This window comes from Variovorax sp. E3, assembly GCF_016082275.1.
GTDB lineage: Bacteria > Pseudomonadota > Gammaproteobacteria > Burkholderiales > Burkholderiaceae_C > Variovorax.
The window spans coordinates 17,640-39,063 of sequence record NZ_MOWM01000061.1 but is presented as its reverse complement, the minus strand read 5'-3'; the positions used below and the strand labels follow the sequence as shown (position 1 = coordinate 39,063).

17 protein-coding genes and 5 pseudogenes are annotated in these 21,424 nt (G+C 68.3%); 16 read left to right on the top strand and 6 right to left on the bottom strand.

All coding sequences use genetic code 11. The features are described 5' to 3' along the window. Positions 1 to 134: 134 nt before the first annotated feature. Positions 135 to 1,283, bottom strand: coding sequence for a branched-chain amino acid ABC transporter substrate-binding protein (locus tag BMG07_RS21160; protein ID WP_198086203.1), 1,149 nt, complete (start codon positions 1,281 to 1,283; stop codon positions 135 to 137). A gap of 168 nt (positions 1,284 to 1,451) precedes the next feature. Here BMG07_RS21160 and BMG07_RS21155 point away from each other — a divergent pair, with 168 nt between their 5' ends. Then, the gene (locus BMG07_RS21155) at positions 1,452 to 2,345 is read left to right on the top strand and encodes a LysR substrate-binding domain-containing protein (protein WP_198086202.1); all 894 of its coding nucleotides are present in this window, start codon (positions 1,452 to 1,454) and stop codon (positions 2,343 to 2,345) included. Positions 2,346 to 2,351: 6 nt separating this feature from the next. On the opposite strand, the pseudogene BMG07_RS21150 reads toward BMG07_RS21155, so the two are convergent. Next, positions 2,352 to 3,379 (bottom strand): annotated as a pseudogene (locus tag BMG07_RS21150) (aldo/keto reductase). Positions 3,380 to 3,643: 264 nt separating this feature from the next. Between BMG07_RS21150 and BMG07_RS21145 the strand changes: the two are divergent. Continuing rightward, positions 3,644 to 4,513, top strand: a complete 870-nt coding sequence (locus BMG07_RS21145) for a methylglyoxal synthase (RefSeq protein ID WP_198086201.1) — start codon at positions 3,644 to 3,646, stop codon at positions 4,511 to 4,513. Between the two features lie 9 nt (positions 4,514 to 4,522). Then, complete coding sequence (locus BMG07_RS21140) at positions 4,523 to 4,972, top strand: GNAT family N-acetyltransferase (protein WP_198086200.1); 450 nt, start codon at positions 4,523 to 4,525, stop codon at positions 4,970 to 4,972. Between the two features lie 73 nt (positions 4,973 to 5,045). Here BMG07_RS21140 and BMG07_RS21135 read toward each other — a convergent pair whose 3' ends face one another. Beyond that, positions 5,046 to 5,504 carry a helix-turn-helix domain-containing protein gene (locus tag BMG07_RS21135; RefSeq protein ID WP_198086199.1) on the bottom strand — a complete coding sequence of 153 codons (459 nt, stop codon included), beginning with the start codon at positions 5,502 to 5,504 and terminating at the stop codon, positions 5,046 to 5,048. Between the two features lie 77 nt (positions 5,505 to 5,581). Between BMG07_RS21135 and BMG07_RS21130 the strand changes: the two genes are divergently transcribed. Both BMG07_RS21130 and BMG07_RS21125 read left to right on the top strand, forming a co-directional pair. Continuing rightward, entirely contained in the window at positions 5,582 to 6,439 is an 858-nt protein-coding gene (locus BMG07_RS21130) for a class I SAM-dependent methyltransferase (RefSeq protein WP_198086198.1), read from the top strand. A gap of 55 nt (positions 6,440 to 6,494) precedes the next feature. Next, positions 6,495 to 6,611: pseudogene (locus BMG07_RS21125) on the top strand (DUF2938 family protein); the annotation flags it as partial. Positions 6,612 to 6,618: 7 nt separating this feature from the next. On the opposite strand, the gene BMG07_RS21120 reads toward BMG07_RS21125, so the two are convergent. Further along, positions 6,619 to 7,161: a demethoxyubiquinone hydroxylase family protein gene (locus BMG07_RS21120; RefSeq protein WP_198086197.1), complete on the bottom strand. Its 543-nt coding sequence runs from the start codon at positions 7,159 to 7,161 to the stop codon at positions 6,619 to 6,621. Continuing rightward, complete coding sequence (locus tag BMG07_RS21115) at positions 7,139 to 8,335, bottom strand: acyltransferase (protein ID WP_198086196.1); 1,197 nt, start codon at positions 8,333 to 8,335, stop codon at positions 7,139 to 7,141. The genes BMG07_RS21120 and BMG07_RS21115 overlap by 23 nt, the downstream gene beginning before the upstream one ends. 208 nt (positions 8,336 to 8,543) lie before the next feature. Here BMG07_RS21115 and BMG07_RS21110 point away from each other — a divergent pair. The 8 genes and pseudogenes from BMG07_RS21110 (at position 8,544) to BMG07_RS21075 (ending at position 17,958) form a co-directional block, all read left to right on the top strand. Continuing rightward, a pseudogene (locus BMG07_RS21110) lies at positions 8,544 to 9,517 on the top strand (MurR/RpiR family transcriptional regulator). Continuing rightward, a pseudogene (locus BMG07_RS21105) lies at positions 9,514 to 10,487 on the top strand (isoaspartyl peptidase/L-asparaginase family protein). Before BMG07_RS21110 ends, BMG07_RS21105 begins: the two co-directional pseudogenes overlap by 4 nt. Before the next feature lie 32 nt (positions 10,488 to 10,519). Then, a complete protein-coding gene (locus tag BMG07_RS21100; RefSeq protein ID WP_198086195.1) occupies positions 10,520 to 12,397 on the top strand; it encodes a dipeptide ABC transporter ATP-binding protein in 1,878 nt (625 codons plus the stop codon). A 79-nt stretch (positions 12,398 to 12,476) separates the two neighbouring features. After that, positions 12,477 to 14,029 (top strand): annotated as a pseudogene (gsiB, locus tag BMG07_RS21095) (glutathione ABC transporter substrate-binding protein GsiB). 134 nt (positions 14,030 to 14,163) lie between these two features. Next, positions 14,164 to 15,084, top strand: a complete 921-nt coding sequence (gene gsiC, locus BMG07_RS21090; protein WP_198086194.1) for a glutathione ABC transporter permease GsiC — start codon at positions 14,164 to 14,166, stop codon at positions 15,082 to 15,084. A 10-nt stretch (positions 15,085 to 15,094) separates the two neighbouring features. Then, positions 15,095 to 16,021, top strand: a complete 927-nt coding sequence (gene gsiD / locus BMG07_RS21085; RefSeq protein ID WP_198086193.1) for a glutathione ABC transporter permease GsiD — start codon at positions 15,095 to 15,097, stop codon at positions 16,019 to 16,021. 18 nt (positions 16,022 to 16,039) lie between these two features. After that, a complete protein-coding gene (locus tag BMG07_RS21080) occupies positions 16,040 to 17,143 on the top strand; it encodes a P1 family peptidase (RefSeq protein ID WP_198086192.1) in 1,104 nt (367 codons plus the stop codon). Then, on the top strand, positions 17,140 to 17,958 hold the full coding sequence (locus tag BMG07_RS21075) for a M55 family metallopeptidase (protein WP_198086191.1): 819 nt from the start codon (positions 17,140 to 17,142) through the stop codon (positions 17,956 to 17,958). The genes BMG07_RS21080 and BMG07_RS21075 overlap by 4 nt, the downstream gene beginning before the upstream one ends. Positions 17,959 to 17,995: 37 nt before the next feature. On the opposite strand, the gene BMG07_RS21070 is transcribed toward BMG07_RS21075, so the two are convergent. After that, complete coding sequence (locus tag BMG07_RS21070) at positions 17,996 to 18,889, bottom strand: LysR family transcriptional regulator (protein ID WP_269759233.1); 894 nt, start codon at positions 18,887 to 18,889, stop codon at positions 17,996 to 17,998. 105 nt (positions 18,890 to 18,994) lie between these two features. Between BMG07_RS21070 and BMG07_RS21065 the strand changes: the two genes are divergently transcribed. Genes BMG07_RS21065 through BMG07_RS21060 form a run of 3 tightly spaced genes read left to right on the top strand, consistent with a single transcriptional unit; the run spans position 18,995 to position 21,324 of the window. After that, positions 18,995 to 20,326 (top strand): arylsulfatase, encoded by a 1,332-nt coding sequence (locus tag BMG07_RS21065; protein WP_198086189.1) that lies wholly within the window; start codon positions 18,995 to 18,997, stop codon positions 20,324 to 20,326. Between the two features lie 9 nt (positions 20,327 to 20,335). After that, positions 20,336 to 20,629: a tripartite tricarboxylate transporter substrate-binding protein gene (locus tag BMG07_RS42540; protein ID WP_269759232.1), complete on the top strand. Its 294-nt coding sequence runs from the start codon at positions 20,336 to 20,338 to the stop codon at positions 20,627 to 20,629. A 2-nt stretch (positions 20,630 to 20,631) separates the two neighbouring features. Beyond that, a complete protein-coding gene (locus BMG07_RS21060) occupies positions 20,632 to 21,324 on the top strand; it encodes a tripartite tricarboxylate transporter substrate-binding protein (RefSeq protein WP_374221305.1) in 693 nt (230 codons plus the stop codon). Positions 21,325 to 21,424 lie beyond the last annotated feature (100 nt).

Sequence of the window (21,424 nt, the reverse complement as noted above, 5' to 3'; positions counted from 1 at the left end):
GGTGCGCGGTGCCGCGCGGGCCTCGCCGCGCGCTTCGCGCTCGAACATCCGCAGCAGTGCATCCACCAGCGCGCCCCAGGGCAGCGCGGCGGCGGTTTCGCGCGCGTCCAGCGTTCGCATGCGGGGCCGCCGCCTCAGGAGCCGGCCACCCGAACGCGCTTGCCGTCCTTGTAGGTGAAGACGGTGAAGTCGGGCTTTTGCAGGTTGCCCTTGCCATCGAAGCTGATGGCACCGGTCACGCCGTCGAACTTGACCTTGCGCATGGCCGGCAGGTAGGCCTCGGGCTCGACCGAGTCGGCCGCGCGCATGCCGGCGGCCAGCGCCATCATGGCGTCGTAGAGGTACGGCGCGTAAGTCAGCACCTCGGTGCCGTAGCGGGCCTTGTAGCGCTGTTCGAACTCGGCGCCCTTGCTCGTCTTTTCGAGCTCCTTGCCGCCGCGCGTGCAGTACAGCAGGCCGTCGACCGCGCCGCCGCTGATCTTCGCCACTTCGTTGGTGCACAGGCCGTCGGTACCGAGCAGCTTGGCCGTGATGCCCAGCTGCTTCATCTGCCGCGCGATGAGCCCGCCCTGCGCGTCCATGCCGCCGTAGAACACCACGTCGGGCTGCTTGCTCTTGATGGTGGTGAGGATGGCCATGAAGTCGGTCGCCTTGTCGCTGCCGTACTCCTGCGCCACGATGTTGCCGCCCAGCGCCTTCACGCCGCGCGTGAACACCTCGGCCGCGCCCTGGCCGTAGGCCGTGCGGTCGTCGATCACCGCGATGTTCTTCGCCTTCAGGTCTTTCACCGTGTAGGTGGCAATGGCGGTGCCCACGTCGTCGTCGCTGGCCAGGATGCGAAAGACGTTGCCGTAGCCCTGCTTCGTGAAGGTCGGGTTGGTGGCGGTCGACACGTCGGGCAGGCCCGCGCGGCTGTACACGGCCGAGGCCGGAATGGCCGCGCCCGAGTTGAAGTGGCCCAGCACACCCTTCACGCCCATGTCGGCCAGCTTGTTGGCGACCACCATCGCCTGCTTGGGGTCGGCCTGGTCGTCTTCGGACTGCAGCACGAACCTGATCTTCTTGCCGCCGATGACCAGGCCCTGCTTGTTGAGGTCTTCGACCGCGAGCCGGGCGCCGTTGTCGTTGTCCTTGCCCCAGTGGGCGGCGCCCCCGGTGAGCGGGCCGGCATGGCCGATGGTGACGGTCTGCTCGGCGGGCTGCGCGAACGCGGCGGCGGGCAGGCCCAGGACGGAAGCCAGTGCAATGCCCACGGCGTTGCGACGGGTGCGCGAAACAATCATCGGAAGTCTCCTCGTATCGTTGGCAGGGGTCGGCACGCAGAATAGAGTCGTGGGCGCATGCGAAACAAACGCTAAATACTCACAACGTTGTGCACGCCGGGAAGGACACCGCCGCCCGGGCACGATGGGTGCTTCGCTCGAAAAGACTGAGACAACTGCTGGCAATCGATGAGAAAAGACATTCCCAACCTCGGCGCGCTGCAGGCCTTCGAGGCCTCGGCGCGGCTGGGGAGCTTCACCCGCGCGGCCACCGAACTCGCGCTCACGCAAAGCGCCGTCGGGCGCCAGGTGGCCATGCTCGAGCAGCGGCTGGGCGTGCCGCTGTTCTCGCGCGTGCGCCGGCGGCTCACGCTGACCGACGTGGGCCGCGAGTACGCGGCGCGCATCCGCCGGCACCTCGATCAGATCCGCCGCGACACGCTCGAAATCAGCGCCGGCCACGAGATGGGCTTCGTGCTCGAACTGGCCGTGGTGCCGACCTTCGCCACGCAATGGCTGATACCGCGCCTGCCCGAATTCAGCCGGCTGCATCCGAACATCACCGTCAACCTGTCGGCGCGCTCGCAGCCTTTTTCATTCCAGGAAAACGCGTACGACGCGGCCATCTATTTCGGCGACCAGTTCTGGCCCAACACGCGCGGCGGCCTGATCTTTGCCGAGGGCGAAATGGTGCCCATCTGCAGCCCCGCGTTCCGCGACGCCAACGGGCCGTGGGACGAAGCCGGCTTCGAGCGCTGCCGCCACGTGCACCTGAGCACGCGCGCCCACGCCTGGCGCGACTGGTATGCGCAGCAGGGCTGGGAGTACACCGTGCACGCGTCGCGCGGGCCGCGCTACGAGCTGTTCACCATGGTGGTGGCGGCCACGGCGGCCGGCATGGGCGTGGGCCTTGCGCCGCGCATCCTGGTCGAACACGAACTGAAGACCGGCGAACTCGTGATCCCGGTCGACCGGCACCTGGACGTGCGCCAGGGCTACTATTTCGCGTACCCCGAAGGCCGGCCGGCCTCGGGGGCGCTGGAGCATTTCAAGCAGTGGGTGCTCGGGCTCACGCCGGGTTGACCCCGCTCACACCGGGTTCGGGTTGCGCTCCAGAAAACCCTGCTGGTGCCAGTACGGATAGGCCCGCGTCGTCGCGCTCGCGGCGTCGAGCTCGGCGACCTGCGCGAGCGTGAGGTTCCAGCCCACAGCGCCGAGGTTCTGCCGCAACTGCGCCTCGTCGCGCGCACCCACCACCACGCTCGACACCGTCGGGCGTTGCAGCAGCCAGTTGAGCGCGACCTGCGGCACCGTCTTGCCGACTTCGGCGCCGACCTTCTCGAGCGCATCGACCACGCGGTAGAGCAGCTCGTCGGGCACCGGCGGGCCCATGTCGGCGGTCACGTGCAGGCGACTGTTGACGGGCAGCGGCTGGCCGCGGCGGATCTTGCCCGTGAGCCGGCCCCAGCCCAGCGGGCTCCACACCACGCGCCCACGCCCTGGTCTTGCGCCAGCGGCATCAGCTCCCACTCGTAGTCGCGCCCGACCAGCGAGTAGTAGGCCTGGTGCGCCACGTAGCGCGAATAGCCGTGGCGCTCCGAGACCGCCAGCGACTTCATCAGGTGCCAGCCCGAGAAGTTCGACACGCCGATGTAGCGCAGCTTGCCCGCGCGCACGAGGTCGTCGAGCGTGGACAGCGTTTCTTCGACCGGCGTGCTCGCGTCGAAGCCGTGCAGCTGGAACAGGTCGATGTAGTCGGTGCCCAGCCGCTTGAGCGCCGCATCGACGGCAGCGATCAGGTGGTGGCGCGACGAGCCCACTTCGTTCGCGCCCTTGCCGCTGCGAAAGGTGGCCTTGGTCGAGATCAGCAGCTGGTCGCGCGGGCGGCCCTTGATGGCCTCGCCCAGCACCGACTCGGCCGCGCCGGCCGAATAGATGTCGGCGCTGTCGAACATGTTCACGCCTGCTTCGAGGCAGATGTCGATGAGCTTGCGCGCCTCGGCCACGTCGGTGCTGCCCCACGCGCTGAAGAACTCGCCCTTGCCGCCGAAAGTGCCCGTGCCGAAACTCAACACGGGAACCTTGAGGCCCGATTTGCCCAGGTGACGGTATTCCAAAGTGCTACTCCTTCATGGGTGCGATTCAAGAAATCGGCAGGCCGACCGGCCTGCCGTCGAGGGGCATTGTTGGGCCAAGCATGGAACCCTGCGCGTGGGTGGGCTTTGTGGAAGTGGTCTAGGGAAAGCCGGCAACCCCGTCGCGATGCGCCGGGTTTTTCCAGCAACAATCGAACTCCAGCTCAAAGGTGAACGCATGGACGCATCACGAATTCCTCGAAGGCCGCTGAACACGGCCCGCATCGCACCCACCGGAGACGGCGAATGACGCGCTTCGGACTCGTGGCCAACCGCCTGCACCGGCAGGAAGGCGTCGGCGCATTGGAGCGATGGGCCCAGACATGCGAGGCCGGCATCCGCACCCTGGACCTCGGCCTGCTCGCCGTGGGCGGCACGCACGACGCACTGGTGCGCAGCGGCCTGCTCGCCGGCCATGCCCCGCTCGTGCGCCTGCCGTATGGCGCCGACGGCGGCGTGATGCGGCTCGTATCGCGCATCTCCGGCGGGCTTGCGCCCGAAGACGAAATCGACGGCGTGATCTATTTCGTCGACCCTGTCGATCCGTCTTCGCTCTACCCCGAGGCGCAGGCGCTGAAGCGCCAGTGCGTCATTCACGGCAAGCCCTTTCTTTCGACAGCGGCCGGCGCCAGGGAGTGGATCACGATCGAGCTGGCGCTCGCCGGCCTCGCCCTCGACAACCCGCTGACGCCTCCCGCGCAGCAGACCGTCGCGCTCATCGCGCACGATGCGCTGAAGCAGCGCATGGTGGCGTACGCCGGGCTTCATTTCGATCTTCTTTCGAGCTTCGAGGCACGCGTGGCAACCGGCACGACCGGCGGCCTGCTGAACGAGCTGGCGTGGTCGCGCGGCTGGCCGGCCGGCGTACCCTGGGTCACGCGCTACCAGAGCGGCCCGCTGGGCGGCGACGCGCAGATTGCCGAGCTGGTGCTGGAGCGCCGCTGCCACAAGGTGATCTTCTTCGAGGACCCGCACGTGGCCCGGCAGCACGAAGCCGACATCCAGCTGCTCGAACGCGCGGTGTGCAGCGCGACCGAGGAGACCACCTGCTTCAACTCGCCCGCCATGGCCGAACGGTGGGCGCAGGCAATGGGCGTGGCCGGTTCGGCTCGGTAACATCGAACGATGCACATCGCCCTCGAAAGCCCGAACCAACCCGACGTCATCGCACTCATCGACGACCTCGACGCGTACCAGAAGCCGCTGTACCCGCCCGAGAGCCATCACGGCATCGACATCGCGGCGCTGTCCGCGCCGAACGTGCTGTTCGCGGTTGCGCGCAACGGCGAAGGCCGGGCGGTCGGCTGCGGCGCCATCGTCGTGGGCGCGGAATTCGGCGAGCTCAAGCGCATGTTCGTGCGGCCCGAGAACCGGGGGCAAGGCATCGCGATCAAGGTGCTGAATTTTCTCGAAGGCGAAGCGGCAGCCAAAGGCTGCGCGATGTTCATGCTGGAGACCGGGCCGAGCCAGCCCGAAGCTATCTCGCTCTACGCACGCGCCGGCTACCAGCCGCGCGGCCCGTTCGGCGACTACGGGCCCGACCCGTTCAGCGTGTTCATGCAGAAGCCCGTGTGACGGGCATCGGCCACGCAAACGCCGTTGCTGTCGACGCGGGCGATGAAGTGCTCGGGTCCGCCTTTCCCGCCGCTCAACGCTCGGGCTTTTGCCTCGGCGGCTTCGGCGCCGCCTTCTTCTCTTTCTTCCTTTCGCCGATCACCCCCGACTCCGCCGCCCGCAGGATGCGCCTGAACTTCGGGCACTCCATGTGGCTCGGTGCGGAGCACACGGCGGCATGGCGCAGGCCGTCGCGCATCAGGCTCAGGTTGCGGATGGTCCGGTCCAGTTCGTCGGCCTTGGCCGTGAGCATCAGCCGGTCGATGCGCGGCTGGCCGTCGGCGCCGAACATGCGCGCGATCTCGTCCAGCGAAAACCCCGCCGTGCGCCCCAGCGCAATGAGCGCCAGCCGCTCGAGCACGCCGGGGTCGAACAGCCGGCGCAGGCCGCGCCGACCCGTCGAGACGATCAGTCCCTTTTCTTCGTAATAACGCAGCGCCGACGCCGGTACGCCCGAGCGCTGCGCCACTTCGCTGATGTCCAGATGCATCACCCTCTTGACCTCAAGTCCACTTGAGCTCACATAGTGCGGTTTCCGCCTCCAGAAGGCAAGTCAAAGGAAACGAGATCATGGAAACTACCCAGCCTCCGGGCAACGAGCAGGCCAGGCTCTGGAACGGTCCCTCGGGCCAGGCATGGATCGAGGCGCAGAAAACGCTCGACCAGCTCTTCAAGCCCTTCGAAGACCTGCTCGCGGACACGGCCCGCGCCGCGAACGCGCACCATGTGCTCGACGTGGGCTGCGGCACCGGAGCGACCACGCTCGCGGTGGCGCGGCTGCTCGCGGGCACAGGCCGCTGCACCGGCATCGACATCTCGCAGCCCATGATCGCCACCGCGCGCGTCCGCGCCGAACAGCAGGGCCTGCCGGCCCGCTTCGTCGGTGCCGACGCGCAGACCCACGCGTTCGAGGCCACGGGGTTCGACCTGTTCATCTCGCGCTTCGGCGTGATGTTCTTCGACGACCCGGTGCGCGCCTTCGCCAACCTGCGGCAGGTCGCGGCGCCCGACGCGTCGCTGCGATTCATCGCGTGGCGCAGCGCCGCCGACAACCCCTTCATGACCACCGCCGAACGCGCCGCCGCGCCGCTGCTGCCGAAGCTCGCGCCGCGCGCGCCCGGCGGACCGGGCCAGTTCGCCTTTGCCGACCGGCGGCACGTGCACGACCTGCTGGCGCAAGGCGGCTGGCACGACATCGCCATCGCGCCGATCGACGTGCCCTGCACGATGCCGGAGAAAGACCTGCTCGGCTACCTGGGCCGGCTCGGCCCCGTCGGCGGCGCGCTGCGCGAAGCGGACGACGAGACCCGCGCGCGGGTCATCGAGACGGTGCGCGCCGCGTTCGAGCCGTTCGTGCATGGTGACGAGGTGCAAATGACGGCGGCGTGCTGGTCGATCGAGGCGCGCGCCGGCGAAAGCGCGGCATGAGCGAGGCGCTGGCGCACACGCTCGTGATCGGCGCGGGCCCTTCTTCCACGAACCGATAGCCGCGAGCCGCACGCCGCGCCCTAACGTGGCGCGGTTGAACAGCCTCGTCACGCATGGCGTTTTCGGGCTTGGCCTCTACGCGACGGCCTGGATGGCCAGCGCGTTGCCGTAGCGACAACTCAGAGCCGCATTCCCAGCCAGATCACCGACTCGGTCGACGCCGCGACCACCGGGCTCAGCACCTTCGACCACACATGGTCCGTTCGCACATGCGACGCCGACTGGTCGTGGTGCAGCTGCTCTTCCTGCACGATCTGCGAGATGACGTGGACGGCCGCGTCGTCCTTGCCGGCCAGTTCGTGCAACTGCGTCTTCAGGTGCCCGAGCACCACGCGTTCGACCGCCACGGTGGTGGCCGAAATCGCATGCCGTCCCAGCAGCCCGGTCAGCAAGCCCAGCACCCAGCCGCCGATGCCGCACAGCCAGTAGCTGCGGCACCGGCGAACACCCCGGCGCTGCAGTTCGGCCCAGAACAGGGCGCGGTGTTTTTCCTCGTGCGCCTTGAACTCGCGCAACTCCGCCACCAGCGACGGCGCGGTCCAGCGGGCCATGGCGATCTGCGCCCTGTAGATGTTCACCGCGCCCTGCTCGCCGGCGTGGTCCACCTTCAGGATGCGGCTGCCCAGCGTGGTGGTGCCGTCAGGCTTGGTTTCCTCGTTCATCCGTGCTCCCTCGTATCCCCGGATTCTGCCGATTGGCACGCCCGACCGACAGGACCCTTCGAAGCCACGCATTCATCGGCTCCGAATAGAAGCGCGCAATGCCCCACGCGACGGCAACGGACACGGCAACGAAGAACACCATCGCCGGCAACTTCCATTCCGAAGGCATTGCCCCGCGCGCGACGACGCCGCGCATCAACCCGAGCACGACGATGTGAAAGAGGTACAGCTCGTAGCTGTGCCGCCCCAACCAGCGCAAGCCCGCGAGCGCCCTGCTCTTCAACGCCCATGCCGGCACGCGCTCGTTGCGCGCCCCCACCAGCAGCACGGCGGTCCCGGCCGCGATGGCGGTGAAGCCGAAGACTTCGTTGCCGTGAATGCCGCGCAGGTAGGTCACGGCCACGAGGCAGGCCGCGGCCAGCTGGAACTGGCGGCCGGCCCATCCGCCGAGGCTGAAGCGCTGCGCGAGCAGCGCCGCGCAACAACCGAAGGCCACGGCGTCGAAGCACGCGAGGTAGCCGTACATGAAGTAGATCTCGTCGCTCGCGTGCAGGCTGCGATACACCGGCCCCGCCACGATCGCCACCAGCCACACGGCCACGATGGCCCACTGCCGCTTCAGCCCGAAGCACAGCAGCGGAAACGCGAGGTAGAACACTTCTTCCACCGACAACGACCAGTAGATGTTCATCGCATAGTTGAAGTACCACGCGTGCTGCATCAGCACGTTGTGCCAGAAGGTCAGCACCGACAACACCGCGACCGGGTAGCCCACCTCGGGCCAGCCCGGCTTGGCGACGTTCATGAACGCCGGTTGCCCCAGCAACCCGAGCCCGACGATGACGGCCAGCGCCACCACCAGGCACGGCACGATGCGCGCGAAGCGAAACGCGTAGAAGCCGCGCAGGTCGACGTTGCCCAGGCTGCCGTAGCGCGCGAGCGTGGTCGAGGTGATGAGGTAGCCCGACACCACGAAGAACATCGTCACGCCGTAGTTGCCGTTCACCGCCACGGACTTGATGAACACGGCCGGCAGCACGGCGGCCAGCGGGCTGTCCAGCAGCGAGTACGACAGGTGGAAATGCAGCACCAGCACCAGCGCGATGGCCATGCCGCGCAGCACGTCCACCCTGAAGTTTCTCGGCGGGGCGGGCGGGTCAGAAAGCAACGACATCGGGGAAACACCTAGAAGCAACACGGCGGCGAGCTTAAACGAGCGCCGCCAGAGGGAAAGCGGCCCTCCATGTGCCGAGCCGAAACCCCTTCGCCGCTGGCCCGGTATTTGCAATCATGACCAAAAATGACAGAAAATTTTCTTGTTTGACTTATATTTGTAAACTGGTTTTCAAAAAAAGCACACTTTCGGGCGCACCGCACCGTTCATGAACAGCACCGTCGACACCCCAGGCACCACCGTGGCCCAGCGCATTGCGCAGGCGCTGCCACGTCTGACGCGCTCGCACCGGCAAGTGGCCGACTACGTGCTCGAGCACCCCCTGCAGGTGGCGACGCTGCCCATCGACGAACTGGCCGCCGCGGTCGGCGTGTCGGTGGCCACGGCCAACCGCTTCGCCCGCGCGCTCGACTTCGACGGCTACGCCACCTTCCGCGCCGAGCTCGTGCGCGGCTTCGAGCCGCTGGTGGCGCCGGTGGAGCGCCTGCGCGGCAACCTGGAGCGCCCGACCACCGTGGCCGAGGTGTTCGCCATCGCGCTCGACGAGAGCCGCCGCAACATCGAGGCCACGCGCCAGACGCTGGACTACGCCGCCTGCGAAGCCGCGGTCGAGCGCATCGGCAAGGCGCGCTCGGTCTACATCGCCGGCTTCGGCGCAAGCGGCTGCTCGCGGGCCTGCTGCAGCACGGGCTGGACGGCAGCTGCAGCGACGTGCGCCTGCTCCCGGGCGTGAGCGGCGTCACGCATGCGGCCCGCTCGCTGATGCACGCGGGCCCGCAGGACGTGTTCATCGGCCTGACCTTTCCGCGCTACCTGAGCGACACCGTCGCGCTCGCGCAGATTGCGCGCGACCAGGGCTGCGGCGTGATCGCGCTCACCGACCGCCCCACCTCCCCGATGGCCCCGATGGCCGACGTGGCGCTCTATTGCCAGACCGAAACCAGCTACCGCCCGAACTGCGAGACCAGCGTGCTCGCGCTGATCGAGGCGCTGACCAGCGCGGTGTCGCTGCGCGCGCCCGACCCGGTGCAGTCGGCGCGCCGAACGCTGCAGGTCCTGCAGCCCTGGCTGCACGGCGCGAACGGGCTGGCGCGCATCAACGCCATCGACACCGCCTCGCGCACCACCGACGCGGCCGCCCTGAACGGCGCCCGCAAGAAACAGAAGAAAGCTCCCCGATGACCCAGTCCCATGTGCCAGTGATCGCCATCCACGGCGGCGCCGGCACCATCAGCGCCGCCACGACCAGCGCCGAGCAGGCGCAGGCCTACCACGACGCGCTGAAAAGCATCGTGGCCGCCGCGCAGTCGGCATTGCTCAAGGGCATGTCCGCGCTCGACGCCACCTGCCTGGCCGTGGAAATGCTCGAAGACTGCCCGCTCTTCACGCCGGCCACGGCGCGGTGTTCACGCACGACGAAACCCATGAGCTCGACGCCGCCGTGATGGACGGCGCCACCCTGGCCGCCGGTGCCATCGCGGGCGTGTGCCATGTGCGCCGCCCGGTGCGCGCCGCGCGCGCCGTGCTCGAAGACGGCGCCCACGTGCTGCTGGCCGGCGCGGGCGCCGAGGCCTTTGCGCGCGAACACGGGCTGGAGATGGTCGAGCCCTCGTTCTTCTCGACCGAGGCGCGCCGCCAGCAGCTGTACCGCGTGCGCGGCACCGGCCGCGTGGTGACCGACCACGAAGGCGCGTCGATGACGGCCGCCGTGCCGGCCACGCCCCTCGACGAAGACAAGAAGTTCGGCACCGTCGGCGCCGTCGCGCTCGACATGCACGGCCACCTGGCCGCCGCCACGTCGACCGGCGGCATGACCAACAAGCGCGTCGGCCGCGTGGGCGATTCGCCCCTGATCGGCGCCGGCACCTATGCCGACGACCGCACCGCCGCCGTGTCCTGCACCGGCAGCGGCGAAATGTTCATCCGCGTGGCGGCCGCCTACGACGTGTGCGCGCGCATGGCCTACGGCGGCGCCACGCTTGAAGCCGCCACGCACGCGGTGGTGCGGCAGTCGCTGCCCGCCATCGGCGGCACCGGCGGGCTGATCGCCGTCGACCGCCACGGCAACCTGAGCCTGGCCTTCAACACCGAAGGCATGTACCGCGGCCACGCGCGCGGCACCGATGCGCCGAGCACGGCCATCTTCGCCTGACGCCGCACGTTCCCTTTTTCTCCCGCACTCCCATGTCCTCCCCTGCCCTCGCCCTGCCGGACGGCCGCGTTCTCGCCGTCGACGACCTCACCGTTCGCTTCTCGACTTCCGAGCGCACGGTCGATGCCGTCAAGAACCTGTCCTTCCACGTCGACCACGGCGAAACGCTCGCGGTGGTGGGCGAATCAGGCTCGGGCAAGTCAGTGACCTCGCTCGCGCTGATGCGGCTGGTGGAGCACGGCGGCGGCCGCATCCTGAACGGACGCATGGCGTTTCGCCGCCGCAACGGCGAAGTGCTCGACCTGGCGCAGGCACGCGACGGCGCGATGCGCGGCATTCGCGGCGCCGACATCGCGATGATCTTCCAGGAGCCGATGACGTCGCTGAACCCGGTGTTCACCGCCGGCGAGCAGATCGCCGAGGCCATCCGCATCCACCAGAACAAGAGCGACGCGGCCGCGCGCGCCGAAGCGCTGCGCATGCTGGAGCTGGTGCGCATTCCGGAAGCGCGCAACGTGCTCGACCGCTTTCCGCACCAGCTGTCGGGCGGCATGCGCCAGCGCGTGATGATCGCCATGGCGCTGTCGTGCAAGCCGCAGCTGCTGATTGCCGACGAGCCCACCACCGCGCTGGACGTGACCATCCAGGCGCAGATCCTGCAGCTCATTCGCGAGCTGCAGAAAGAGATGCACATGGGCGTGCTCTTCATCACGCACGACATGGGCGTGGTGGCCGAGATCGCCGATCGCGTGCTGGTGATGTACCGCGGCGACAAGGTGGAAGCGGGCAGCTCCGACGCCGTGTTCGCGTCGCCGCAGCACCCCTACACCCGCGCGCTGCTGTCGGCCGTGCCCAAGCTGGGCGCCATGCAGGGCACCGACCTGCCGGCCAAGTTCGAGCTGCTGCGCACCGAGGGCAGCCCCGAGCCCGTGGCGATCACCGACACCACGCCGCAGACCACCGTGCGTGAAGACGCCGGCCCCATTCTTCGCGTGCGCGACCTCGTCACGCGCTTCGACGTGCGCAGCGGCCTGTTCGGCCGCGTGAAGCGCCGCGTGCATGCGGTGGAAAAGATCAGCTTCGACCTGTACCCCGGCGAAACGCTGGCGCTGGTCGGCGAGTCGGGCTGCGGCAAGTCGACCACGGGCCGCTCGCTGCTGCGCCTGGTCGAGAGCCAGAGCGGCGCCATCGAGTTCGGCGGCCAGAACATCCGCGAGCTGCCCACGCGCGAGCTGCAGGCGCTGCGCCGGAACATCCAGTTCATTTTCCAGGACCCGTTCGCCTCGCTCGACCCGCGCGTGACGGTGGGCTTCTCGATCATGGAGCCGCTGCTGATCCACGGCATCGCCAAGGGCGCCGAGGCGCAGCAGCGCGTCGACTGGCTGCTGCAGAAGGTCGGCCTGCCGCCCGAAGTGGCGCAGCGCTACCCGCACGAGTTCTCGGGCGGCCAGCGCCAGCGCATTGCCATTGCACGCGCGCTGGCCCTGAACCCCAAGGTGGTGGTGGCCGACGAGTCAGTGTCGGCGCTGGACGTGTCGATCCAGGCGCAGATCGTCAACCTCATGCTCGACCTGCAGCGCGAGCTGGGCGTGGCTTTCCTGTTCATCTCGCACGACATGGCCGTGGTCGAGCGCATCAGCCACCGCGTGGCCGTGATGTACCTGGGCCAGATCGTCGAGATCGGCCCGCGCCGCGCGGTGTTCGAAGCGCCGCAGCACGCCTACACCCGCAAGCTGATGGCGGCGGTGCCGGTGGCCGACCCGTCGCGCCGCCACAAGCCGCGCGCGCTGCTCGAAGGCGAGATTCCCAGCCCCATTCGCGCCGTGGGCGACGAGCCCGACGTGCCGCCGCTGGTGCAGGTCGCGCCCGGCCACTTCGTGGCGCGGCATGCCATTGGCGGCGCCTTCTGATCCCGACGCCGAATCACCGGATTTTTTCAACCCGCAGGCCCTCTCCTGCTTTTTTCCTCGAACCGACTGGAGTTCTTCCATGAAGCAATCTTCTTCCTCCCTGCGATGGGCATCCGCACTGCTGGGCCTGGCCGCGCTGGCCGCTTCGGGCTCGGCACTGGCCGCGAAAGACGTGGTGCTGTCGATCGGCTACAGCCGGAAACGCTGGACCCGTACAACACCAACACGACCATCACCACGGCCGTGACGAAGACCTTCTATGAAGGCCTGTTCCAGTTCGACAAGGACCTGAAGGTGCAGAACGTGCTCGCCGAGAGCTACGACGTTTCGAAGGACGGCCTGGTCTACACCATCAAGCTGCGCAGCGGTGTCAAGTTCCACGACGGCACCGACTTCAACGCCGACGCCGTCAAGTTCACGCTCGACCGCGTGCTGAACCAGGACAACAAGCTGCTGCGCTACAACCAGTTCAACCGCGTGAGCAAGGTCGAGGCGGTGAACGCCAGCACCGTGCGCATCACGCTGAAGGAGCCCTTCGGTCCCTTCATCAACTCGCTGGCCCACGCCTCGGCCGCCATGATGTCGCCCACCGCGCTGAAGAAGTGGGGCAACAAGGACATCGCCTTCCACCCCGTGGGCACCGGCCCGTTCGAGTTCGTCGAGTGGAAGCAGACCGAAGCCGTCAAGGCCAAGAAGTTCGACGGCTACTGGAAGAAGGGCTACCCCAAGGTCGACACCGTGTCGTGGAAGCCGGTGCTCGAGAACAACACGCGCGCGGCCATGCTGCAGACCGGCGAAGCCGACTTTGCCTACCCCATTCCCTACGAGCAGGCCGAGCTGCTGAAGAAGAGCGACAAGCTCGAAGTGGTGGCGTCGCCCTCGATCATCACGCGCTTCCTGGCCTTCAACATGCTGCAGAAGCCCTACGACAACCCGAAGGTGCGCGAAGCCATCGGCTACGCCATCAACAAGGAAGCGCTGGCCAAGGTCGCGTTCGGCGGCTATGCCATTCCGGCGCAGGGCGTGCTGCCCCAGGGCGTGAAGTACGCCGAGAAGATGGACCCGATTCCCTACGACGTGAAGAAGGCCAAGGCCCTGCTGACCGAAGCCGGCTACCCGAACGGCTTCGAGTCGGTGCTGTGGAGCGCCTACAACAACACGACCAGCCAGAAGACCATTCAGTTCGTGCAGCAGCAGCTCGCGCAAATCGGCATCAAGCTGCAGGTGCAGGCGCTCGAAGTGGGCCAGCGCACCGAAATGGTCGATGCATGGCCCGACGCCAAGACGGCCAAGGTCCGCATGTACTACACGGGCTGGTCGTCGTCGACCGGTGAAGCCGACTGGGGCCTGCGCCCGCTGTTCGCATCGGAAGCCTGGGCTCCCAAGCTGAACAACATGTCGTTCTACAAGAGCGACGTGGTCGACAACGCACTGGCCAAGGCGCTGGTGACGGTCGACGAAAAGGAACGCACCGCGCTGTACAAGACCGCGCAGGAAGAGATCCGCAAGGACCTGCCGCGCGTGCCGATGGTCACGGAGCAGAACCTGTCCTCCCACGCCAAGCGCCTCTCCGGCGTGTTCGTGATGCCTGACGGCAACATCAACATCGACGCCATCGCGGTGTCGAACTGAGTCACTGAGTTCTCCCCCAGGCTTCGCGCACTTCGTGTCGCTACGCCACCCCCCTCACCGGGGGCAACACCTGCGGCCCGGCAAAGCCGGTTCCGCGGTGTTTCCCCGAAGAGGGCATTGATTGCCTGCTTCCCATGCTGAATTACTTCCTCAAACGACTGTTGGGCCTGATCCCCACGCTGCTCATCGTGGCGGTGCTGGTGTTCCTGTTCGTCCACATGCTTCCCGGCGACCCGGCGCGCCTTGCCGCCGGCCAGGAAGCCGACGAGCAGACCGTGGCCATGGTCCGCGCGGAGCTCGGGCTCGACAAGCCGCTGCCGCAGCAGTTCGTGAACTTCTTCACCCACATGCTGCAAGGCGACTTCGGCACCTCGATCCGCACGCGGCGGCCGGTGTCGGTGGAGATCGGCGAGCGCTTCTTCCCGACGGTGATGCTGACCATCACCAGCATGGTGTGGGCGGTGATCTTCGGCATGGGCATCGGCATCGTGTCGGCCGTGTACCGCAACAAATGGCCGGACCGGCTGGGCATGACGCTCGCCGTGTCGGGCATCTCTTTTCCCGCATTTGCACTCGGCATGCTGCTGATGCAGATCTTCTCGGTCCAGCTCGGCTGGCTGCCCACGGTGGGGGCCAGCAGCTGGAAGCACTACATCCTGCCCTCGATCACCCTGGGCGCGGCCGTGGCCGCCGTGATGGCGCGCTTCACGCGGGCCTCGTTCGTCGAAGTGATCCAGGAAGACTTCGTGCGCACCGCGCGCGCCAAGGGCGTGCATGAAACCAGCGTGGTGTTCAAGCACACGCTGCGCAACGCGCTGATTCCGGTGGTCACGATGATGGGCCTGCAGTTCGGCTTCCTGCTGGGCGGCTCCATCCTGGTGGAGGCGGTGTTCAACTGGCCGGGCCTGGGCCGCCTGCTGGTGGACGCGGTGCAGATGCGCGACTACCCCGTCATCCAGACGCTGGTGCTGCTGTTCTCGCTCGAGTTCATCCTGATCAACCTCGTGGTCGATGTGCTGTACGGCTACATCAACCCGACCATTCGCTACAAGTGAGCACGCCGACATGACGCAAGCTTCCGGCGTGCCTGCCGAAATCATTCTTCCGACCGCACCGGTCGCCACGCTCCAGACCGCGGGCAAGATCCGCACGCCCTGGGGCGAGTGCTGGCGCCGCTTCAAGAAACAGCCCGTGGGCCTGGTGGCCGCGGTGTTCGTGCTGCTGCTGGTGTTCGTCGCGGTGTTCGCGCCGTGGATCGTGCCCTTCGATCCCGAGAACTTCTTCGACTACGACATGCTGAACAGCGGCCCCTCGGCCACGCACTGGTTCGGCGTCGACCCGCTGGGGCGCGACATCTTCAGCCGCATCCTGGCCGGCGCGCGCATCTCGCTGATGGCGGGCTTCCTGTCGGTGCTGGTGGGCGGCTTCGTGGGCACGGGCTTCGGCCTGCTGGCGGGCTACTACGAAGGCTGGTGGGACCGCGTGGTGATGCGCGTGTCCGACGTGCTGTTCGCGTTCCCCGGCATCTTGTTGGCGCTGGGCGTGGTGGCCATTCTGGGCAGCAGCATGACCAACGTGGTGGTGGCGGTGTCGGTGTTCAGCGTGCCCGCGTTCGCGCGGCTGGTGCGCGGCAACACGCTGGTGCTCAAGCAGCAGACCTACATCGAGGCCGAGCGCAGCATCGGCGCGTCGGACTGGACCATCATCGTGCGGCACATCCTGCCGGGCACCATCTCGTCGATCGTGGTGTATTTCTCGATGCGCGTGGGTACGTCGATCATCACGGCGGCCAGCCTGTCGTTCCTGGGCATGGGCGCGCAACCGCCGACGCCCGAGTGGGGCGCGATGCTCAGCGAAGCCCGCGCCGACATGGTGACCTCGCCGCACGTGGCGCTGTTCCCCAGCCTGGCCATCTTCTTCACCGTGCTCGCCTTCAACCTGCTGGGCGATGCGCTGCGCGACGCGCTCGACCCCAAGATCGACCGCCAGTAGTCTTCTTTCTGTTTCTTCATGTCTTCACTCACGCAGCCCGCCGCCCTGCCCTTCATCGGCAACCTGCTCCAGGGTGAGCACAACACCATCACCGACGTGGCGGGTGTCACGGTCGGCCACCATACGCTGAACGACGGCGACGTGCAGACCGGCGTGACGGTCATCCGCCCGCACGCCGGCGACCCGTTCCAGGACAAGGTGCCGGCCGCCGCCGTGGTGCTCAACGGCTTCGGCAAGAGCGTGGGGCTGGTGCAGCTCGAAGAGCTGGGCGTGCTGGAGACACCGATCGCGCTGACCAACACTTTTTCGGTCGGCACCGTGGCCACGGCGCAGATTCGCCAGTGCGTGGCGTCCAACCCCGAGAGCGGGCGGGCGCTGCCCACGGTGAACCCGCTGGTGTTCGAGTGCAACGACGGCTTCCTCAACGACATCCAGCGGCTGGCCGTGCGCGAGGCGGACTACCTGCGCGCGTTCGACAACGCCGACACCGACTTCGAACAGGGCTCGGTCGGCGCGGGGCGCGGCATGTCGAGCTTCCAGCTCAAGGGCGGCATCGGCAGCGCGTCGCGCCGCGTGTCGGCGCGCGGCGGCGGGCTGCACACGGTCGGCGCGCTGGTGCTGGCCAACTACTGGCGCCAGCCGCAACTGCGGCTCGCGGGCCACGCGGTGGGCGACCGGCTGGAGGCCCTGCAGGCCTCGCGCGGCGTGCCGGCGTCGGCCGAACCCGAGAAGGGCTCGATCATCATCGTGGTCGCGACCGACGCACCGCTGGACGCACGCCAGTTGCGGCGGCTGGCGCTGCGCGCCGGGGCCGGGCTGGCCCGCACGGGCTCGGTCTTCGGGCACGGCAGCGGCGACATCGTGCTGGCCTTTTCCACCGCCTACACCGTGCCCGACCGCGTCGAGCGCGCGATGCCGGCCGTGGCGATGCTGCACGACGGCCTGCTCGACGGTTTGTTCCAGGCCGCGGCCGACAGCACGGAACAGGCGATCATTCATGCCCTGTACCGGGCCACGGCCGTGACCGGGCGCGACGGCAACCATCGCGCCGCGCTCGGCGACCTGCTGCCGCCCGCCTCCCTTTCTTCCAGCTCGTTCCTGAACCGATCGCACCGCCCATGAAAGTCCTGATTTCCACCGACATCGAAGGCGTCGCCGGCGTCTACCACCCCGAGCAGACGCGCCAGGGCAACCCCGAGTACGAGCGCGCCCGCCTGCTGATGACGCAGGAGGCCAACGCCGCGATCGCCGGCGCCTTCGACGCGGGTGCCACCGAGGTGCTGGTGAACGACTCGCACGGCGGTTTTCGCAACATGCCGCCCGACGTGCTCGACCCACGCGCCCGCGTGGTGCAGGGCAAGCCGCGCTACCTGAGCATGGTGGCGGGCGTGGAAGAAGGCGTGCAGGCGGTCTGCATGGTCGGCTACCACTCGCGCGCGCAGGGGCGCGGCATCCTGGCGCACACCATCAACAGCTTTGCCTTTGCCGGCATTTCGCTCGGCGGACAGGAGCTGGGCGAGGCCGGGCTCTACGGCGCGCTGGCCGGTGAATATGGCGCGCCGGTGGTGATGGGCAGCGGCGACGACGTGTTCATTGCCGAGAACCGGCCGCTGTTCCCGCACGCGACCTTTGTCGAGACCAAGAAGGCGTCGGGCTTCAGCAGCGGCGTTTCGCTGTCGCCCGAGCAGTCGCGCCGGGCGATCCGCGCGGGTGTGATGGAAGCGCTGGCCGCGCGCGCCGGCGCAAAGCCGCTGGTGTTCGAAGGCCCGCAGACCGTGACGCTGCGCACGCAATCGACCGCGCTGGCCGACCTGTTCTGCCAGTGGCCGAGCTTGGAGCGGGTCGACGGTGTCACGCTGCGCTTCACCGCGCCGACGGTGGAAGCGGCGGTGCGCACGCTGAACTGCTGCTCGGCGATGTCTTCGATGTTGCGCTGAGGGACCGCCCTGGCGCACGGCCGAGCCGGAAACCCGGTCAGGCCGGCGCGGCCTTCAGGGCCAGCAGGTTGTCGCGCAGCGCCTCCATCAGCGGCGACCAGGCCGAGCCCGGGCGCGAGAGCAGCACCACGGCGCGGGGCACGCGCAATGCCGGCACCGGAAGCACCGCGAAGCGGCTGTCGTCGGCATGCCGCATGAAGGAGCGCGGCACCAGCGTGACCAGATCGGCCGCGGCAAGGACCGACAGGTTGAGCTCGGACGCAAACGGCACTTCCATCACCACCCGCGGCGCAGGCAGGTTGTGGCGGGCGAAGATGTCGGAGATCGCCTTGAAGGCGGCCGAAGTGGCCGGCCCCGAGATCCACCCGTACGCGGTGACGTCGGCCAGGGCCACGCGGGCGCGCTGCGTCAGCGGATGGCCCGAGCGCACCAGGGGCAGCATGGGATCGTTGTCGACCTTGGTGCGCTCGGCGTCCAGCGGCTGCCCTTCGTAGGCGGGAACCAGCGCAAGATCGAGTTCGCCCTCGCGCACCAGGGTGGCGAGGTTGTCCGAACGGTCGACGCTCAGGCGCACCCTCAGCCCGGGGCGCTTGGACAGCAAGGAGCCCAGCGCCGCCGCGACGCGGTTGCCGGAGGTCGTGTCCGTGACGCCCACTCGCAGCAGCCCCGACTGCTGCGCCCGCATCTCGTTGGCCAGCCGCACGGTATCCGCATAGTCGGCCTGCAGCCGGCGCGCCTGCTCGGCGACCCTCAGCCCGGCCGAAGTCAGCACCATGCCGCGCGCGCTGCGCTCGAACAGCTGCAACCCGAATTCGGCCTCCACCCGGCGCACCGCCTTGGTCAGTGCGGGCTGGGTCACGCCCTGTTCGTCGGCCGCCACCGAGAGCAGGCCCGACTTGGCGACCGCAAGGAAATACTGGACATCGCGCATCGACAGGGACATTCCTGGAGTTTATGACTTTGGCAATGTCCAGGAATGAGATTCGGCGGCACCGGCACTTAAATTCCGCATACGCCAATCCACCGATCGAACGCCATGCCGTCCTCTTCCCCCAACATCGTCCTCATCGTCGCCGACAACCTCGGCTGGGGTGAGCCAGGCTGCTACGGCGGAGGCGCGTTGCGCGGCGCACCCACCCCGAACATCGACGGCCTCGCGAGGCAGGGCCTCCTGCTGCAGAACTTCAATGTGGAGAGCGACTGCGTGCCGACCCGCTCGGCATTGATGAGCGGCCGCCATCCGATCCGCACCGGCTGCCTGCAATCGGTGCCGCCAGGCCTCCCCCAGGGGCTGACGCGGTACGAGATCACCCTGGCCCAACTGCTGTCGGCACAGGGCTATGCCACCGCGCACTACGGCAAGTGGCACCTGGGCGACGTGCCGGGGCGCTTTCCTTCGGACCGGGGATTCGACGAGTGGTACGGCATTCCGCGCACCACCGACGAGAGCCAGTTCACTTCGACGATCGGCTTCGACCCCACCGTGGTGGACCTGCCCTGGATCATGCGCGGCCATGGCGGCGAGCCTTCGGAAACGGTGAAGGTGTACGACCTGGAGGCACGGCGGCGGATCGATGCCGACCTGGTGGACATGTCCGTCGACTTCATGCGACGCCACACCGCGGCCGGCAAGCCTTTCTTCCTCTACCTGCCGCTGGTGCACCTGCATTTCCCCACGCTGCCGCACCCCGAATTCGCGGGACGCACGGGCGCGGGCGACTTCGCGGATTCGATGGTGGAGATGGATCACCGCGTCGGCCAGGTGGTGCGTGCGCTGGACGAGCTGGGCGTGGCCGACGACACGCTGCTGATCTTCTGCAGCGACAACGGCCCCGAGTTCCGCGCCCCCTACCGCGGCACGGCCGGCCCCTGGAGCGGCACCTATCACACCGCGATGGAAGGCAGCCTGCGGGTTCCCTTCATCGCGCGCTGGCCGGGCCGGATTGCAGCCGGCCGCGTGAGCAACGAGATCGTCCACGTGACCGACCTGTTCACGACCCTGGCCGGCGTAGCCGGTGCCGCCGTGCCGCAGGACCGGCCCATCGACGGCGTGGACCAGTTGCCCTTCCTCCTGGGCGAATGCGAGAAGTCGGCCCGCGAGGGCTTTGCGTTCTACATCAAGAACGATCTGCGGGCCGTGAAATGGCGCGACTGGAAATTGCATTTCTACTGGGAGCCCGAGGTCAATGAAGGAAAGGGCAAGCTCGAATCGCCCTATCTTTTCAACACCACCCGCGACCCGAAGGAAACGACGGACGTGCTGGTCTACAACACCTGGGTGCTGGGGCCGGTGCTCAAGCTGGTCAAGGCCTTCCAGGACAGCTTCGTGCAGCACCCCAACACGCCGCCCGGCCAACTCGACGGATAAGGAGCCTTCATGAACACGCCCTCAGCTTCCCGTCGCCACGCATTGGCCGCCCTGGGCGGCGCCATCGCGCTCGCCGTCTCGCCCCCCATCCTTGCCCAGGGGGCCGGCCAGGGCGCCTTGGCGGGCCGGCCGGTCACATGGCTGGTCGGACAGCCGCCCGGCGGCAGCGTGGACATCCTCACCCGCCTTGTCGCGCGGCATGTCGAGCAGACGCTCGGACAGCCCGTGGTCGTGGACAACCGGCCGGGCGCCGCGGGCGCATCGCGCTGCAGGCGGCCGCGAGGGCGCCTCACGACGGACTGACGGTGGTCACCATTCCCGGGCCGATCCTGACCACTGTTCCCGTGCCCCGGATCGGCAAGGAGCTGACTGGCGTGGCGACATTGGCCAAGGGCCCGATGGTGCTGGTGGGCACCACGGCGGCCCCCTTGCCGCCCACGCTGGCCGGGCTGCTCGCAGCAGCCGGCAAGGACCCGAAAGCCTTCAGCTTCGCCTCGTCCGGCAACGGCACCAGCCAGCACCTGGCCGGCGAGCTGCTGAACCAGATCGCGCGCACGCAGATCGTGCATGTTCCCTACAAGGGAGGCAGCCAGGCCGTCACGGACGTGGTGGGCGGCCAGGTGCCGTTGGGCATGCTCGGCATCACCCCGGTCCTGCCGCACATCAAGGCGGGCAAGCTGCATGCCTACGGCGTGACGACCGCCACGCGCTCGGCCGCGCTGCCCGACGTGCCCACGTTGCGCGAAGCCGGCCTGCCCGGGTTCGACGCGGATCAATGGTTCGTGGTGGCAGCGCCCGCGGGCGTGCCCGCTGAACGTGTGCGCGCCCTCAACGCGGCCATCGCCCAAGCCTTGCAGAAGCCGGAGGTGCAGGCAGGCTATGCAGCCGCGGGAGTGGTGCCCGCACCCGCGACGGCGGAACAGACCACGGCTTTCGTGACCCAGGAACTGGAACGCTGGCAGGCGCTGGCGAAAAAAGCCAACCTGCCCCTGGATTGATCGGCCTCCCGCCGATCCGCTGGTCCGCCCATCCACCGGGCGGCATGCTCACCTGACGTCCCCGGCATCCGCGGGGAGCCCTCGGACTGCCTCGCTCCCC